Source organism: Arthrobacter sp. NPDC056727 (assembly GCF_042790555.1).
Lineage (GTDB): Bacteria > Actinomycetota > Actinomycetes > Actinomycetales > Micrococcaceae > Arthrobacter.
In genome coordinates this window covers 35037-51190 of the sequence record NZ_JBHTZA010000031.1, presented here as the reverse complement: position 1 = coordinate 51190, position 16154 = coordinate 35037, and the positions used below count along the sequence as shown (strand labels likewise).

The 16154-nt window shown below is 67.2% G+C and carries 16 protein-coding genes; 12 read left to right on the top strand and 4 right to left on the bottom strand.

Annotation, left to right across the window (positions count from 1 at the left end):
* Positions 1-211 precede the first annotated feature (211 nt).
* Positions 212-697: a nucleoside deaminase gene (locus ACFRAH_RS21930; protein ID WP_377993016.1), complete on the top strand. Its 486-nt coding sequence runs from the start codon at positions 212-214 to the stop codon at positions 695-697.
* Positions 698-742: 45 nt separating this feature from the next.
* Here ACFRAH_RS21930 and ACFRAH_RS21925 read toward each other — a convergent pair whose 3' ends face one another.
* Positions 743-1906, bottom strand: coding sequence for a pyridoxal phosphate-dependent aminotransferase (locus ACFRAH_RS21925; protein WP_377993015.1), 1164 nt, complete (start codon positions 1904-1906; stop codon positions 743-745).
* Between the two features lie 91 nt (positions 1907-1997).
* On the opposite strand from ACFRAH_RS21925, the gene truB reads away from it, so the two are divergent.
* Genes truB through ACFRAH_RS21910 form a run of 3 tightly spaced genes read left to right on the top strand, consistent with a single transcriptional unit; the run spans position 1998 to position 3767 of the window.
* Positions 1998-2954: a tRNA pseudouridine(55) synthase TruB gene (gene truB / locus ACFRAH_RS21920; RefSeq protein WP_377993014.1), complete on the top strand. Its 957-nt coding sequence runs from the start codon at positions 1998-2000 to the stop codon at positions 2952-2954.
* A gap of 2 nt (positions 2955-2956) precedes the next feature.
* Positions 2957-3310 carry a hypothetical protein gene (locus ACFRAH_RS21915; protein ID WP_377993013.1) on the top strand — a complete coding sequence of 118 codons (354 nt, stop codon included), beginning with the start codon at positions 2957-2959 and terminating at the stop codon, positions 3308-3310.
* A 1-nt stretch (position 3311) separates the two neighbouring features.
* Complete coding sequence (locus ACFRAH_RS21910; RefSeq protein WP_377993012.1) at positions 3312-3767, top strand: hypothetical protein; 456 nt, start codon at positions 3312-3314, stop codon at positions 3765-3767.
* 9 nt (positions 3768-3776) lie between these two features.
* Here ACFRAH_RS21910 and ACFRAH_RS21905 read toward each other — a convergent pair whose 3' ends face one another.
* Positions 3777-4535 (bottom strand): DUF937 domain-containing protein, encoded by a 759-nt coding sequence (locus ACFRAH_RS21905; RefSeq protein WP_377993011.1) that lies wholly within the window; start codon positions 4533-4535, stop codon positions 3777-3779.
* A gap of 264 nt (positions 4536-4799) precedes the next feature.
* Here ACFRAH_RS21905 and ACFRAH_RS21900 point away from each other — a divergent pair, with 264 nt between their 5' ends.
* From ACFRAH_RS21900 to ACFRAH_RS21870, 7 genes are all read left to right on the top strand, one after another.
* Positions 4800-5783: a bifunctional riboflavin kinase/FAD synthetase gene (locus ACFRAH_RS21900; RefSeq protein ID WP_377993010.1), complete on the top strand. Its 984-nt coding sequence runs from the start codon at positions 4800-4802 to the stop codon at positions 5781-5783.
* A 53-nt stretch (positions 5784-5836) separates the two neighbouring features.
* The gene (gene kynA, locus ACFRAH_RS21895; RefSeq protein ID WP_377993009.1) at positions 5837-6691 is read left to right on the top strand and encodes a tryptophan 2,3-dioxygenase; all 855 of its coding nucleotides are present in this window, start codon (positions 5837-5839) and stop codon (positions 6689-6691) included.
* Positions 6688-7926, top strand: a complete 1239-nt coding sequence (gene kynU / locus ACFRAH_RS21890; RefSeq protein ID WP_377993008.1) for a kynureninase — start codon at positions 6688-6690, stop codon at positions 7924-7926. The genes kynA and kynU overlap by 4 nt, the downstream gene beginning before the upstream one ends.
* 180 nt (positions 7927-8106) lie before the next feature.
* Complete coding sequence (rpsO, locus tag ACFRAH_RS21885) at positions 8107-8376, top strand: 30S ribosomal protein S15 (RefSeq protein WP_003798808.1); 270 nt, start codon at positions 8107-8109, stop codon at positions 8374-8376.
* Positions 8377-8615: 239 nt separating this feature from the next.
* Positions 8616-10880 carry a polyribonucleotide nucleotidyltransferase gene (locus ACFRAH_RS21880; protein ID WP_377993018.1) on the top strand — a complete coding sequence of 755 codons (2265 nt, stop codon included), beginning with the start codon at positions 8616-8618 and terminating at the stop codon, positions 10878-10880.
* Positions 10881-11077: 197 nt separating this feature from the next.
* Complete coding sequence (locus tag ACFRAH_RS21875; RefSeq protein ID WP_377993007.1) at positions 11078-12421, top strand: M16 family metallopeptidase; 1344 nt, start codon at positions 11078-11080, stop codon at positions 12419-12421.
* Between the two features lie 17 nt (positions 12422-12438).
* Complete coding sequence (locus tag ACFRAH_RS21870) at positions 12439-12918, top strand: DUF1579 family protein (protein ID WP_377993006.1); 480 nt, start codon at positions 12439-12441, stop codon at positions 12916-12918.
* Between the two features lie 90 nt (positions 12919-13008).
* Here the strand turns inward: ACFRAH_RS21870 and ACFRAH_RS21865 are convergent, their stop codons facing one another.
* A complete protein-coding gene (locus ACFRAH_RS21865) occupies positions 13009-13275 on the bottom strand; it encodes a MoaD/ThiS family protein (RefSeq protein ID WP_377993005.1) in 267 nt (88 codons plus the stop codon).
* Positions 13276-13278: 3 nt separating this feature from the next.
* Entirely contained in the window at positions 13279-14451 is a 1173-nt protein-coding gene (gene moaA / locus ACFRAH_RS21860; RefSeq protein ID WP_377993004.1) for a GTP 3',8-cyclase MoaA, read from the bottom strand.
* A gap of 142 nt (positions 14452-14593) precedes the next feature.
* Here moaA and ACFRAH_RS21855 point away from each other — a divergent pair, with 142 nt between their 5' ends.
* Positions 14594-16144 (top strand): molybdopterin-dependent oxidoreductase, encoded by a 1551-nt coding sequence (locus tag ACFRAH_RS21855; protein WP_377993003.1) that lies wholly within the window; start codon positions 14594-14596, stop codon positions 16142-16144.
* Positions 16145-16154 lie beyond the last annotated feature (10 nt).

The following is a 16154-nucleotide window of genomic DNA, read 5'->3' as shown; positions in this document are numbered from 1 at the left end:
AAACCCCCACCAGAACTCGACCCCCACCGAAAACCCCGCCGCAACCAATACTTCCGCTCACGACCCCACCGCGAATGACTGGTGGACGACGGGAATTCCACGGGACGGTGCCGTCTTCGGAATCGCGCCGAGGCGGGTTGGCGCAGCCGGATCCCGGAACTCGGCGGCCGGACCTATCCCGCGGAACCATCCGGCTGGCTATGATCAGAGCATGCGCGCCCACCCATCAGCTGCAGACGTGACCGAATACCTGACCGCGGCGGTGGCTCTGGCGGAACGGAACGTCGCGGCCGGCGGTGGACCCTTCGGTGCGCTGGTGGTAACAGCCGACGGCACCGTCCACGAAGGCGTCAATCGCGTCACGCGGGACAACGACCCCACCGCCCACGCCGAAGTGGTGGCAATCCGGACGGCCGCTGCGGAGACCAGGAACTTCGACCTGAGTGGTGCGGTCCTTTACGCCAGCTGCGAGCCATGCCCGCTGTGCCTCGCGGCCGCGCTCTGGGCGCGGATCGACCGGGTGTACTTCGCGGCCGACAGGCACGGCGCCGCCGCTGCGGGATTCGACGACGCGCTCTTCTATGAATACTTCGGTGGTTCCCGGCCGGAACTGCTGCCGGTCAGCCATACCCCGGTTCCGACGTCGGGTGGCCCGTTCGATGCCTGGCGCAACAACGCCGAACGCACCGACTACTGAAGGCCGCTGGCCGCTACTGAATCGGTCAGCAACGCCTAAAACCGGCTACTCGGCGGGCACCCTGCGGGGCAAGCGGCTCACGCCCTCGACCAGTTCGTTCCTCTCGCCGCACAGCGCGATCCGGATCCAGCCCTCGCCGATGGAGCCGAAGGCAGTTCCGGGCGCAAAGGAAACGCCGGCCTCGGCGAGGAACCGCTTCACCCAGGCCCGGACGTTTCCGCCGCTCACGTGCGAGACGTCCGCCCACAGATAGAACGCCCCCTGCGCGCTGAGATACGGTATGCCCTTCTCAGCCAGCACAGCCGAAGCGGCGTCGCGGTTGGCACGGTAGTGAGCGCGGGCCTTGGACACGTAGTCCTGCGGACCGGTCAGCGCGGCGAGCGCCGCGTACTGCGACGGCGAGGCCACACACGAGACGATGGCCTCCATGACGTTGTTCATCTGCTGTTCCAGGCCGGGCGGGCAGATCAGCGCGCCGATGCGCAGGCCGGTGAGCCCGTAGGTCTTGGACAGCGTCAGCGACGTGAACACACGCGCCTCGCCGGGCACGGTGCTGTCGAACCGTGCGGGACTCACGTGCGGGACGTCGTAGGTGAAGGCCTCGTAGCACTCGTCCGAGATGATCCACAGGTCGTGGCGGCGGGCCAGTTCAACCAGTTCCCTGGTCAGGTCCTCCCGGAGGACCGCGCCCAGCGGGTTCGACGGCGAGTTGAGCACGAGCACGCGCGTCCGGTCCGTGATGAGCGCCTCGATGTCAGCGATTCGCGGCTGGAAATCATGGGCGGGGTACAGCGGGTAGCCCACGGGCGTGGCATGCAGCAGCCGGCTGGTCATGGCAAACGTGGGATAGCCGGGATTAGGAATCAGGATTTCGTCACGGGGAGCCAGCAGCAGGCTCATGGCGAAGTGCAGGCCTTGCTGTGCGCCATCCACCACGTAAACGCGGTCCGCGCCAATGTCGGCGCCGGACTGCTCGCGGAACCTTGCGGCGAAGGCCTCCCGGAGCGGCGGGAGACCGGCGTTTGGAGTGTAGTTGGTCTCGTCACGGTCCAGGCACGCGATTCCGGCATCCAGGACATGGCGCGGGAGCGGGAACCCCGGCTCTCCGATGCTCAGGATCAGCGCCCCGGGGGTGCGCCACGCCGCCTCCGTGATCTCGCGGATCTGATTGACGGGGACGTCGCGTATGTGCGCGGAAAGCTCGGGCATGACTGCCATCCTAGCCCCGGGCGCAGCGGCGGCCCGACGGGGCCCACCGCGTACTCCAGACCCCTTCCCCGTCACCGATATACTGATAGGCGTGCTTTCTGGACTGGTAATAGTGGACAAACCGCAGGGATGGACCAGCCACGATGTGGTTGGACGGATGCGGCGGATCGCCGGTACCCGGAAAGTGGGCCACGCGGGAACCCTCGATCCGATGGCCACCGGCGTGCTGGTGCTCGGCATCAACAAGGCCACGAGGCTCCTGACGTACATCGTGGGCACGTCCAAGACCTATACGGCCACCATCCGGCTGGGGGAGTCCACCATCACTGACGACGCCGAAGGCGAAGTCGTCAGCCGGGTCAGCGCCGCCGCCCTGACCGAAGAAGCCATCCGCTCGGGTGTGGACTCCCTGACGGGGGAGATCCAGCAGGTTCCCAGCAGCGTCAGTGCCATCAAGGTCAACGGTGAACGCTCTTACGCCCGCGTCCGTTCCGGGGAAGACGTCCAGCTGGCTGCCCGGCCGGTCACCATCCACCGCTTCGACATCCACGGAATCCGCCGGGACCAGGCCGCAGGGCACCGCACGGACGTCGTGGACGTCGACGTGACGGTGGAATGTTCCTCGGGCACGTACATCCGTGCCCTCGCCCGGGACCTTGGCAACTCCCTCGGCGTCGGCGGGCACCTGACCGCACTGCGGCGGACCAACGTGGGACCGTACTCGCTGGACCAGGCCCGCACCCTCGAGCAGCTCGCCGAAGACCTCGAAATCCTGGAAATGTCCCAGGCGGCCAGGGCGCTGATGCCCAACCGTGAACTGAGCGAAGACGAAACCACGGAGATCTCCTTCGGCCGCCGCATCGCGGCCGGCGCCGCGGCAGGCACGCCGGCGGCCGCCACGGCGGAGAAGCCCGCAGCCGCATTCGCGCCGGACGGATCGCTTGTGGCCCTGCTCGCGGACAGCGGAAGCTTTGCCAAGCCCGTGCTGGTCTTCGCCCCGGGAACGGGACCCGGTGCAAACAGTTCCGACGGCGGCGGGCAGGCCTAGCGTTGGACGCGTACTTTTACATCATCCTGGCTGTCGGCCTGCTGTCCACCCTCGTCTGCGTGGCGGCAGGCCTCATGAAAAAGGCCCCGAACGACATCACCATCCTCTCGGTGGCCGCCGTCGAACTCGCTCTGCTGGTCTACCTCGTGGGTTCCATAGTGCGCGTCATCGCAGGGGAGCAGATTGCCGGGGAGGCCTGGGAGTTCTGGGGCTACCTCGCCACCGCCCTCCTGCTGCCCGTTGCAGCCGTGTACTGGTCCATCCTGGAACGGACCCGCTGGAGCAACTTTGTCCTGGCCGCCGTCGGGGTCACCGCCCTCGTCATGGCCGCCCGCATGAACCAGATCTGGTACTGAAGTGGAAGAAGCACGCAAAGTGACTGAAACGTCCGAACACACCGGCCAGCGCCCCGGCAACACGAGGAACACCGGTCCCGGCCGGCTCCTCATCGCCGTCTACGCCATCTTCGCCATCTCCGCCACCGCACGGGCCGGCTACCAGATTCTCACCAAGTTCTCCGACGCCCCGCTGGCCTACCTGCTCTCGGCCTTCGCGGCCGTCGTCTACGTCGTGGCCACGGTGTCACTGGCAAAGGCCGGCCGGACGTGGTTCAAGGTTTCCCTGGTCGCCGTCCTCGTGGAACTGGTCGGCGTCATCATCGTGGGCGCGCTGAGCCTGTTCGACCCCGTGCAGTTCCCGCACGAAACCGTGTGGTCCGGGTTCGGCCGCGGCTATGCCTTCGTTCCGCTGATCCTGCCGGTCCTGGGACTCATCTGGCTCTACCGACGGCGGCCCTCAGCCCAGGCTGTCTAGGAGCCGCTACTAGCGGTTCTCCTCGGGCAGGTCCACCTCGATCAGCTCTCCGGGCGTCACGGACCGCTGGCCCGGCGGCACCGGATTGACCGTTGGATCTGAGTCACCGGTACCCGGTGCGGGGCCGGACTGCGTGCGTGGCTCCTCGTCCTGTTCTGTCAGCGAAGACTGCTGCGGTTGCGCGCCGCCACCGAGAATGCCTCCCAGGATGTCGCCAAGGCCGCCTGACCCGAGCCCGCCGCCCTGCCCGCCAGCGCCGGTGCCGCCGGAACCAAGTCCGCCGAGGATTCCGCCGAGGATGCTTCCCAGGTCAATCCCGCCCCCACCGGCGCCGGGCGATTCCGCACCGGAACCCTGGCCGCCGCCGAGGACCTTCTTCGCCAGGTAGGACATGACGATCGGGGCGAGAATCGGCAGCAGTTTGCGGACGAGATCCCCGCCGACCCCACCGAGGTTTGCCGTTCCGGCCAGTTGGTCCGCCACTTGGTCCTGCTGGCCGCCGAAGACGTGGCCAACGATCTTTTCGCCGTCCTGGGTGTCCACCTGCGAGGGGTCCACGCCGCCGTCGGCCAGTCCGTTCCGGTGCCTGGCCAGCTCGGATTCCAGCGCCGCCGCGCCGTCCGGCGCCTGGACGTTGCTTTGCAGTCCGGCAAGCAGGGTGGGCACCGCGGCTTCGACGGCGGCCTGCGCTGACGCCGTGTCTGTCCCCAGCATGGAAGCGATCTGCTGGACAGGGATCTGGCCCAACAGCTCTTGGATGTCGCTCATGGTGGCTCCTTCCGGCCTGCTCATCCCGCAGGCGATCCGTGTGTTGACGTTCAGAAAGCCCAGGGCAACGCTGCCTGGCCGCTGCCTTTGCATCCTAGCCGGGCGTTCATGCAGGCGGTAGGGCCCGCTGGCCATGATCCCGGCCGTTCACCGCCGCCCGTCCCGGCCGTCCGTGACGGGCCTCGATTGCGGGTAACCTTAGAGAGTTCCGGCCCGGAGTGCGCCGGAAGGAAGCTCTTGCAGGCAGTACAAAAGGCGAGGTTGATGGTCCACATCTGGAATGATCCGACCGAGGTCCCCGAAGACTTTGGTCCTTCCGTTGTCACTATCGGCAATTTCGACGGCGTCCACCGCGGCCACCAGCAGGTGCTGTCCCAGCTCATCAGGACGGCCCGGCTGAACAACGCCAGATCGGTCGCCGTGACGTTCGATCCCCACCCGGCCCTGGTCCACCGGCCGGAAACTGCGCCCGAGCTGATCATGGGCCTGCAGGACAAACTTCAGGCGTTGGGCGAGTTGGGGCTGGACGCCATCCTGGTCATGAAGTACTCCCTGGAGCTGGCCAGCCTCACCCCGGAAGAGTTTGTCGGCTCGGTCCTCGTGGACAGCCTCCACGCCAGCCACGTCGTCATCGGCCACGACACCCGCTTCGGCAAGGGCAACTCCGGCGACCTGAACACCATGCAGGAACTGGGCGAGAAGTTCGGCTTTGAAGTGCTGGTGATCAGCGAGTTCGGGTCCGAAGGCTTCCCTTTGCATGACGACGGCGGGACGGACCGCCGCTGTTCCTCCACTTGGGTGCGTGAAGCGCTGCGGGAGGGGGACGTTGCCACCGCCGCCGCCGTCCTTGGCCGCGCACACCGGATGCGCGGCGAGGTGGTCCACGGCGCGGCACGCGGCCGGGACCTCGGTTTCCCCACGGCCAACCTCTCCAGCGACGCGAGCGGACTGATTCCCGCGGACGGCATCTACGCGGGGTGGCTCGTGGACGAAGCGGGGACGCGCTGGCCTGCCGCCATTTCCGTTGGCTCCAACCCCACGTTCGACGGCGTTAGCCGCCAGGTGGAGGCACACGTCATCGACCGGCCCGAAGAACGCATTGAGGACTTCGATCTGTACGACCAGACAGTAGTTGTGGAGTTTGTGGCCAGGCTCCGCGGCATGGTGGCATACCGTGGGCCTGAAGCCCTTGTGGAGCAGATGCGCCAGGACGTCCTGCAGACGCACGACATCCTGCTCAAGCGCTGACCCGCCCCGCGAGCAGTCCCGCAGCACACAGTATTGGCAAGGAAGGCGACGCTGTGACCGTAGAGAAGAACACCAGGAAACTGGACAAGGGGATTGTGCGGGATTTCAGTTCCCGGATGAGCTACGCGTCCTACCTTCAGCTGCCCATACTGCTCAGCGCGCAGCAGCCCGTCAGCGTCCCGGCGCACCACGACGAACTGCTGTTCATCATCCAGCACCAGACCACGGAGCTTTGGCTGAAGCTGGTGCTCCACGAGCTCCGCAGCGCCGCCCAGTGGCTGCGTTCGGACGATCTCGGCTCGGCCCTGAAGGGCATCGCGCGGGTCAAGCACATCCAGAAGACCCTCACCGAGCAGTGGTCCGTCCTGGCCACGCTGACACCCACCGAGTACGCGGAATTCCGCGGGTTCCTGGGTAACTCCTCCGGATTCCAGTCCAGCCAGTACCGTGCAGTGGAGTTCGTGCTGGGCAACAAGAACCACAAGATGCTCCCCGTCTTCGAGTCCGATCCCGAGGCCCATGCCCTGCTGACCGAACTCCTGCACGCGCCCAGCATCTACGATGAGTTCCTCGCCTACCTGAAACGCCAGGGGTTCGATGTTCCCGAAGAGGTGCTCAACAGGGATGTGACCCGGGCGCACGAGTTTGAACCGGCCCTGGTGCCCCTCTTCAAGCACATCTACGAGAACGCCGCCGCCAACTGGGGCGCGTACGAGGCATGCGAGGAGCTGGTGGACCTGGAGGACAACTTCCAGCTGTGGCGGTTCCGCCACCTGCGTACCGTGCAGCGCACCATTGGCATGAAGACGGGAACCGGCGGCTCCTCCGGGGCGGCGTTCCTGCAAAAGGCCCTTGAGCTCACGTTCTTCCCCGAGCTGTTCGCAGTGCGGACGGAGATCGGCCAGTGACCACGCAGGCAGGCGACGCCCTGCAGCAAAAAGCCGCACGCCTCGATGCCTCGGACCCGCTGGCACCGTACCGCGACCTGTTCGTCGGCGCGGACACCGAGTTGTCCTATCTCGACGGCAATTCGCTGGGCCGGCCGCTCAACCGGACCGCCGGTGACATCGCCACCTTCATCGAGGAGGGCTGGGGCGGCCGACTGATCAGGGGTTGGGACGAGGAATGGCTGGACCTGCCCCAGGCCATCGGCGACCAGCTGGGGCGGGCAGTGCTGGGCGCCGCGGCAGGCCAAACCATCATTGCCGACTCCACCACCGTGGTCCTGTACAAGCTGATCCGGGCCGCCGTGGCCGCCGTCGGGGATCCGGCGCGGACAGAGATCGTGGCGGACACGGACAACTTTCCCACCGACCGTTACCTGGTCGAAGGTATCGCCAGGGAGCAAGGCCTGACGCTGCGCTGGATCGAGGCGGATCCCGCCTCAGGCGTCCACCTCGAACAGGTGAGGGCGGCAGTTGGGCCGGCCACCGCCGTCGTCCTCCTCAGCCATGTGGCCTACCGCTCGGGGTACCTCGCGGACCTGCCGGCCATCACGGCAGCCGTGCACGACGCCGGTGGGCTGGTGGTCTGGGACCTGTGCCATTCCGCCGGGTCGGTGGAGCTGCAGCTGGACGCCTGGAACGTGGACTTTGCCGCGGGCTGCACCTACAAGTACCTGAATGGCGGCCCGGGCTCACCCGCCTTCGCCTACGTCAATGACCGGCACCTGCCCCGGCTGGCCCAGCCGATCTGGGGATGGATGGGCCGGAAGGACGCGTTCGAGATGGGGCCCGGGTATGAACCGGCCGTCGGTATCCGCGGATTCCTGAGCGGCACGCCGGCCATCTTCGGAATGATCGCCATGCGCGGCACGCTGGACCTGATTGAAGAGGCCGGCATGGCCGCCATCCGCGAAAAGTCGCGGCAGCTCACAGCCTACGCACTGGAACTGCACGACGCCTGGCTCGCGCCGGCCGGGGTGAGGCTTGCCACGCCGCGGGATCCGGACCAGCGCGGAGGACACATCACGGTCGACCATCCCGCCTTCCGCGAGGTGACCGCGGCGCTGTGGGAGCGGGATGTCATCCCGGACTTCCGCGCGCCGCAGGGCATCAGGATCGGACTTTCGCCGCTGAGCACCTGCTTTGCCGAACTCCACCGGGGCATGGCCGCCATCCGGGACCTGCTTCCGGACGCCTGAACCGCCCTGTTGCCGTTTCGACAAGATTGCAACACGGCCGGTAAACTAAGCGGTGGATCCGGCTGCAGTCCGTGGTTGCTGGATCCTGCCTTGTGCGGAATCTTCTTCGGAACCCCCGCGCCGGCATCCCCGGCAGTGATTTTCTGACTCGGGCCTCACGGCACATCTCTAGGAGTTATTGTGGCACTTGACGCCGCCGTAAAGCAGTCCATCATCAAGGAATACGCAACGTCCGAGGGCGACACCGGTTCGCCGGAGGTCCAGATTGCGGTTCTGACTCAGCGGATCAAGGATCTGACTGAGCACATGAAGGAGCACAAGCACGACTTCCACACCCAGCGCGGTCTGCTGGCCATGGTTGGTCGCCGCAAGCGCATGCTGACCTACCTGAAGAACACCGACATCGCCCGCTACCGTTCGCTCATCGAGCGCCTCGGCCTGCGCCGCTAGTCTGACGTGGGGCGGCCCTTTCCTTCCGGAACGGGCCGCTTCTTCAGTACATAAAAACTAAACAGGAGGATCAACCGCATCACGCATTCGCGGTCCTCGGTAGTGATCCCCGGGAAGCTTCGCTGATTGAAGCCGGCCCGTGGGTCTCGATCGATGACCGGGTGCAGGGCCAGTAGACAGATGCTGGACTGGGTTGATGCGGCTGGACTTCCGTTACATAAGAAACGGGGGTGACTCTCTTGGAGGGTCCCGAAATCCAGTTCTCAGAAGCAGTCATTGACAATGGCCGCTTTGGCAAGCGTGTAATCCGCTTCGAAACCGGCCGTCTTGCCAAGCAGGCAGCCGGCGCAGCCATGGTGTACATCGACGAGGACACCGCGCTGCTCTCCGCCACCACCGCCGGCAAGCACCCGCGTGAAGGCTTCGACTTCTTCCCCCTGACGGTGGACGTCGAAGAGCGCATGTACGCCGCCGGCCGCATCCCGGGCTCGTTCTTCCGCCGCGAAGGCCGCCCGTCCACCGAAGCGATCCTGGCCTGCCGCCTGATGGACCGCCCGCTGCGCCCCGCGTTCGTCAAGGGCCTGCGCAACGAGGTCCAGATCGTCGTCACCGTCCTGGCGATCAACCCGGACGAGCTCTACGACGTCGTGGCAATCAACGCCTCCTCGATGTCCACCCAGCTCTCCGGCCTGCCGTTCTCCGGCCCGATCGGCGGCGTCCGCGTTGCCCTCGTCGCCGACGAGCAGGGTTCGCAGTGGGTTGCCTTCCCGAAGCACTCCCAGCTCGAGAACTCCGTGTTCAACATGGTGGTTGCCGGCCGCGTTGCCGGTGACGACGTCGCCATCATGATGGTCGAGGCCGAAGCCACGGACAACTCCTGGAGCCTCATCAAGGAACAGGGTGCCACCGCCCCCACCGAAGAGGTTGTTTCCGAGGGCCTGGAGGCTGCCAAGCCGTTCATCAAGGCTCTGTGCGAAGCACAGCAGGACCTGGCTTCCCGCGCTGCCAAGCCCACGGTCGAGTTCCCCGTCTTCCTGGACTACCAGGATGACGTGTACGCCGCCGTCGAGGCTGCCGCCGCCGAAAAGCTCACCTCGGTCTTCCAGATCGCTGACAAGCAGGAGCGCGACAACGCCGCCGACGAGCTGAAGGACGAGGTTGTCGCCTCCCTGGCCGGGCAGTTCGAAGGCCGCGATAAGGAGCTGTCCGCAGCGTTCCGCTCCGTGACCAAGCACGTGGTCCGCCAGCGCATCCTCAAGGACCAGATCCGCATCGACGGCCGTGGCCTGACGGACATCCGCCAGCTCACCGCCGAGGTTGAGGTTCTGCCCCGCGTGCACGGCTCCGCCATCTTCGAACGCGGCGAAACCCAGATCATGGGCGTCACCACGCTGAACATGCTCAAGATGGAACAGCAGATCGACTCGCTGTCGCCGGTAACGCGCAAGCGCTACATGCACAACTACAACTTCCCGCCGTACTCCACCGGTGAGACCGGCCGCGTCGGTTCCCCGAAGCGCCGCGAAATCGGCCACGGTGCCCTTGCCGAGCGTGCGCTCGTTCCGGTGCTGCCGTCCCGCGAGGAGTTCCCGTACGCCATCCGCCAGGTGTCCGAAGCCCTCGGCTCCAACGGCTCCACCTCGATGGGCTCGGTCTGCGCCTCGACGCTGTCCATGCTCAACGCCGGTGTTCCGCTGAAGGCCGCCGTTGCCGGCATCGCCATGGGCCTGGTCTCCGACCAGGTGGACGGCCAGACCCGCTACGCCGCACTGACCGACATCCTCGGCGCCGAAGATGCCTTCGGTGACATGGACTTCAAGGTTGCCGGTACCTCCGAGTTCGTCACCGCGATCCAGCTGGACACGAAGCTCGACGGCATCCCGGCGTCGGTGCTGGCAGCAGCACTGAAGCAGGCACGCGAGGCCCGCCTGCACATCCTCGAGGTCATCAACGCCGCGATCGACACCCCGGACGAGCTCTCCGAGTTCGCTCCGCGCGTCATCGCCGTCAAGATCCCCGTGGACAAGATCGGCGAGGTCATCGGCCCCAAGGGCAAGATGATCAACCAGATCCAGGAGGACACCGGCGCCGACATCTCCATCGAGGACGACGGCACCGTGTACATCGGCGCCACCGACGGCCCGTCTGCCGACGCCGCGCGGTCCGCGATCAACGCCATCGCCAACCCGCAGGTTCCTGAGGTCGGCGAACGCTACCTGGGCACGGTCGTCAAGACCACCACCTTCGGTGCGTTCGTGTCCCTGACCCCGGGCAAGGACGGCCTGCTGCACATCTCCGAGCTGCGCAAGATCGCCGGCGGCAAGCGCGTGGACAACGTCGAGGACGTCGTCTCCGTGGGCCAGAAGATCCAGGTCGAGATCACCAAGATCGACGACCGCGGAAAGCTGTCCCTGTCTCCGGTAGTGGCTGAAGAGGAAGGCGCCGGCGACGCCGAGCGCGTTCACGCTTCCGCTCCGGCAGAAGGCTCGGACGCCTCCGAGTAGTTCCGGACTCCGGCAGTTGCGTGCTGCCGGAACCGATCAAGGCGGGGCCGTTGGTTGTACCACCGGCCCCGCCCCGTTTAACCCGCTCCCAAAACCCCGCCTGCGGCGGCAAAACCGCCCACGTCAGAGCCACGCCGACGGCGGGGCCCGCTGGTACGATTGCAGGCAGATTTGGCTCCGCTTCCCGAAAGGCCTTGATGACTGTCGTACCCCTGCCGCTGGAGCAGAACCACCCCGGCGACACCCTGATCCACGGAGCCGACGGCGGTTCGGAAGTCCGCCGCTCGGTCCTCCCGGGCGGGGTGCGCGTCCTGACTGAGGCCATGCCGGGGCAGCGTTCGGCCACCATCGGGTTCTGGGTGGGAGTGGGGTCCCGCGACGAAGCCCCCGGACAGCACGGCTCGACGCATTTCCTTGAGCATCTGCTGTTCAAGGGCACCAAGAGGCGGACCGCCCTGGAGATCGCTTCCGCCTTTGACGAGGTGGGCGGCGAGTCGAACGCCGCCACGGCGAAGGAAAGCACCTGCTACTTCGCCCGCGTGCTGGATACCGACCTGCCCATGGCCATTGACGTCATCGCCGACATGATCACCGGCGCCGTGCTGGATCCCGCGGAGATGGAGCAGGAGCGGGACGTCATCCTCGAGGAAATCGCCATGGACAGCGACGACCCCACTGACGTCGCCCACGAACACTTTGTGGCAGCGGTGCTGGGCACCCATCCGCTCGGGCGCCCCATTGGCGGCACCCCGGACGCGATCCGCGCTGTCGCGCGCGACTCCGTCTGGGACCACTACCGCCGCTACTACCGCCCGGACGAGCTGGTGATCACCGCCGCCGGCGGCCTGGAGCACGACGTCGTCTGCCGGCTTGTGGTGGATGCCCTCCACTCGGCCGGCTGGTCACTTGAGCCCGGGGCGGCTCCCGTGGAGCGGCGCTCCACCGAGCGGGCACAGATCGCCGGAACCGCGGGGCTGCACGTGGTCACCCGTCCGGTGGAACAGGCCAACATCATCATGGGCTGCCCCACCATCGTGGCCACCGATGAGCGCCGCTATGTGATGAGTGTGCTGAACGCCGTGCTCGGTGGCGGGATGTCATCGCGGCTGTTCCAGGAGATCCGCGAGAAGCGCGGACTCGTGTACTCCACCTATTCCTTTGCCTCGTCCTACGCGGACGCCGGCTACTTCGGCATGTATGCCGGCTGCACGCCCACCAAGGTGCGGCAGGTCCTGGAACTCCTCGGCGCCGAACTGGACAACCTCGCCGCCGGCGGCATTTCCGACGACGAGCTCCGCAAGGCGGTGGGGCAGCTCTGCGGCGGAATCGTCCTGGCCCTCGAGGACACCGGGTCGCGCATGTCCCGGCTGGGCCGCGCCGAGCTGGTCTCCGGCGAATACCAGGACATCGACGAGACCCTGCGGCTCATCAAGGCCGTGACGGTGGAACAGGTCCAGGAACTTGCCGGCGAACTGGCTGCAGCGCCGCGGACCGTGACGGTGGTCGGCCCCTTCGACGAATCGGAAACCTTCGGGCTCTGAACCATACGGAGGAAACAGTGGACCAGCCGCAACCCGGCTCCGTGCCCCAACCAAGCACGGCGCACGAGGCACTGGGGGTCTTCGTCGGCCGATGGCTGGGAACCACCGAACTGGCAGCGTCCCCGTGGGGTCCGGCACGTACTGCCGCCGCGGAGGTGACGTTCACCCGCGCGGCCGGAGGGTTCGCCGTCGTCCAGTCCTACCGGCACACGGAACCCGACGGCACCCACTTCGAGGGCCACGGGGTCTTCACCGTGGACCCTGACCACGACGAAACACTCTGGTACTACGTCGACAGCATGGGCCGGCCGCCGTCCACCCCGGCCCGCGGTGTCTGGCACGACGCGACGCTCACGGTGGAGCGGCACAGTGACCGCGGCACCGCCCGGCACACCTTCCGGGTCGACCAGGGCGTGCTGATTCACACGGCGGAGCTGAGGCTGGGGGAGGCCCAGGACTTCCAGCCGTTCCTGACCTCCGTGTGCCGCCGCGCCTGAACCGCGCGCCGCGGTTCCAAACGCACTCTCAGATCCCGTCGGGTTTCCCCGGACGCTTCCCCAGATCAGCGTCGGGGGCTGCCGGGGCGGTTAGCCGCCGGCGAAAGGCGGCAGGACGTCCACTACGTCACCGTCGGCCAGCACTGTGGTCCGGTCCCGGACGGCAACCTCGTTGAGCAGAAAGCTGCTGCGGGCCAGGATCCTCTCCAGTGCTGGCGTCCCGGCCGGAGGTTCCGGTCGTTCGACATCAAGTACGGCAGCGAGGAGGGACTCCACCGTTGAGCCGGCGGGAAGTTCGAAGCGTTCTTCATCCAGGCCTGCCGCGGCGCGTGCGGCAGCGAAGTATCGTACGTTCAAGGATTAGCCTCCGATGGCGCTCATGCTGCGGTCCGGCTGGACGAAGTCCGGAGCGTCGAGTCCCACGTGGTCCATGCCGTGGGCTTTGGGCTTCAGCCACATGGCATCCTGCCAGCGTTCGGCGAGCTGCTGGTCGCTGGCCCCTTGCCTCAGCAGGCCAAGCAGGTCGAACTCCTCGCGGGAGAAGAGGCAGCTCATGATCTTGCCCTCGGCCGTGATCCGGGTCCGACGGCAGTCGGAACAGAACGGCTCGGTGACCGAGGCGATGATCCCCACGGTTCCCAGCACCGGGCTCTCAGATGCGCCGGAACCGGCCGTATCAGCGGAACCGGCCGTCCGGCGTCGTACTTCAAAGCGTTCCGCCGGTGCGCCGTCGCGGGCCCGCGGATCCGGGCTCAGCACGAACTCCTGGGAGAGGAGTTCGCGGATCTCGGCCGCGGTGATCATGTTTCGGCGGGTCCAGCCATGGTCGGCGTCCAGCGGCATCTGTTCAATGAAGCGGAGCTCATAGCCGCGGTCCAGCGCCCAGGCCAGGAGCGACGGCGATTCTGCGTCATTGATGCCCCGCATCAGCACGGCATTGAGCTTTACCGGACCCAGTCCAGCAGCCCAGGCGGCATCCACCCCGGCCAGCACCCGGTCCAGGAACGGGCGGCGGGTCAGTTTGGCGAAGGTCTCCTCATGCAGCGAATCCAGGGACACATTGATGCGCGTCAGCCCGGCGGCCTTGAGGGCAGCAGCCTTCCGGTCCAGCCCCACGCCGTTCGTTGTCATGGAAATCGGGAGCTCGGGATGCGCCTGCCGCAGTGCCCCAATGATGTCGACGAGGTCGGCCCGCACCAGCGGCTCACCGCCGGTCAGGCGCAGCTCGCGCACGCCCAGCAGGTTGACGCCGACGCCCACGATCCGCACGATTTCCTCGGCCGTCATGACCGCTTGCTTGGCGAGCCACTCCAGCCCCTCGGCGGGCATGCAGTAGGTGCAGCGCAGGTTGCATTTGTCCGTGAGTGAAAGCCGCATATCCGTGGCCCTGCGTCCGTAGCGGTCGGCGAGGCCGGCAGGCGCGTCGGCCGGGCGGGCGGGGACCCCGGCGGGACCGGCAGCCGGAAGGGGCTGCGGACCGGAAGAGGGTGCGCCTCCTTCGCGGAGCTGCGGTATGCCAAGCTGAACACTCATTACTTCAGGCTACGCCACGATAGGGCGCCGATCACACCCGGCCCGGCCTGTGACTGCGCTGCAGGCGCGGGCCTGCAGATCCGTCAGTATCGGCAGGGACGACGGCCGTGCCAGAAAGCGCTGCTGAACTTATGCTGTAAGGGTGAACGGGTCCCATGAGCCAGGCCGGCACCTGCGCCGGTGGGCGGCGGCCGCAGGAGTGGTGGCGGCCGGCACCGGACTCGTCGCCAGTGAACTCATAGCCGGCTTCGTCAGTCCTTCCCTTTCAACAATTTCAGCGTTGGGCGGCGCCGTAATCGACGCCGCCCCGCCCGGCGTCAAGGACTGGGCCGTCTCCCTTTTCGGGACAGCGGACAAGCTTGCCCTGCTGGCCGGCATGGCGCTGGTGATCGCTGTAGTTGCTGCCGCGGCCGGCGTCCTCGAGCTGCGCCGGCGCTTCGCGGGTGCTGCCATCTTTGCCGTCTTCGGCGCCGTCGGCCTGGCCGCGGTCCTGACCCGTGCCCAGGTGACCGCCGCCGCCGTCGTTCTTCCGCTCCTTGCGGCCGGGATCGGGATCGCCGTGCTGTTGAAGCTGGTCAGGCGCCTGGCGGCCTCGGACCTTGGCGGCGATGCCGGCCCGGGACCGGCCCGGCGGGGCTTCTTCCAGCTGCTGGGAGGCACCGCCGCCGGTGTCCTGGTGGGAGGCGCCGTCGTCACCGTCTGGCGGGGCGGGGCCGCGGGCGTCAACGAGGCCCGCAGGACCCTGCGGCTGCCCGTGCCGGCATCCCCGGCGCCGCCCATCCCGGCCGGCGCCGACCTCGCACTGGCGGGAGTGGGCCCACTGGTAACACCCAACACCGACTTCTACCGCATCGACACCGCGCTGTCCGTCCCTGTGCTTGATTCCCGCGAGTGGAGGCTCAAGGTCACGGGGCTGGTGGAACGCGAGGTGGAGCTGAGCTTCGAGGACCTGCTGGCAAAGCACCTGATCGAACGGCACGTGACCATCGCCTGCGTATCCAACGAGGTGGGAGGGGACCTGATCGGCAACGCACGCTGGCTGGGCTGGCCGGTGCGGGAGCTGCTGGCGATGGCCGGCCCCAAACCGGAGGCGGACATGGTCCTGTCGCGAAGCTCCGACGGATTTACGGCCGGCACTCCGCTGGAAGTGCTGACCGACCGCCGGGACGCGCTGCTCGCGGTTGGCATGAACGGCGACCCGCTTCCGCTCGAACACGGCTTTCCCGTGCGGATGATCGTCCCGGGGCTGTACGGGTACGTGTCCGCGACAAAATGGCTCACTGAACTCAAGGTCACCAGGTTCGCGGACGACGTCGCCTACTGGACGCCCCGTGGATGGTCAGAGCGCGGGCCCATCAAGCTCTCATCCCGGATCGACGTGCCCCGGAATGGCGCCTCGGTGCCGGCCGGGAAGGTGGTTTTTGGGGGCGTGGCCTGGGCGCAGCACACAGGAATCGGCAAAGTCGAGCTGCGCGTGGACCGGGGGGACTGGCAGCCGGCCCGGCTCGCTCCGGGCATCTCGGTGGACACGTGGTACCAATGGGAGGCCAGCGTCGACCTGCAGCCCGGTCAGCACGAGGTCCAGGTGCGGGCGACGGACCTGAAGGGCACTGTGCAGACGGAGGAACGGCGCTCGGTGGCGCCGGACGGTGCCACGGGCTTCCACACCATTAGAGTGGACGTGAAAACGTAGCCCACCTAAG

Bases quoted from the DNA above. Each gene is read 5' to 3' on its own strand.
- ACFRAH_RS21930 (WP_377993016.1), top strand. From the start codon at position 212: ATGCGCGCCCACCCATCAGCTGCAGACGTGACCGAATACCTGACCGCG.
- ACFRAH_RS21925 (WP_377993015.1), bottom strand. From the start codon at position 1,906: ATGCCCGAGCTTTCCGCGCACATACGCGACGTCCCCGTCAATCAGATC.
- ACFRAH_RS21905 (WP_377993011.1), bottom strand. From the start codon at position 4,535: ATGAGCGACATCCAAGAGCTGTTGGGCCAGATCCCTGTCCAGCAGATC.
- ACFRAH_RS21900 (WP_377993010.1), top strand. From the start codon at position 4,800: ATGGTCCACATCTGGAATGATCCGACCGAGGTCCCCGAAGACTTTGGT.
- ACFRAH_RS21875 (WP_377993007.1), top strand. From the start codon at position 11,078: ATGACTGTCGTACCCCTGCCGCTGGAGCAGAACCACCCCGGCGACACC.
- moaA (WP_377993004.1), bottom strand. From the start codon at position 14,451: ATGAGTGTTCAGCTTGGCATACCGCAGCTCCGCGAAGGAGGCGCACCC.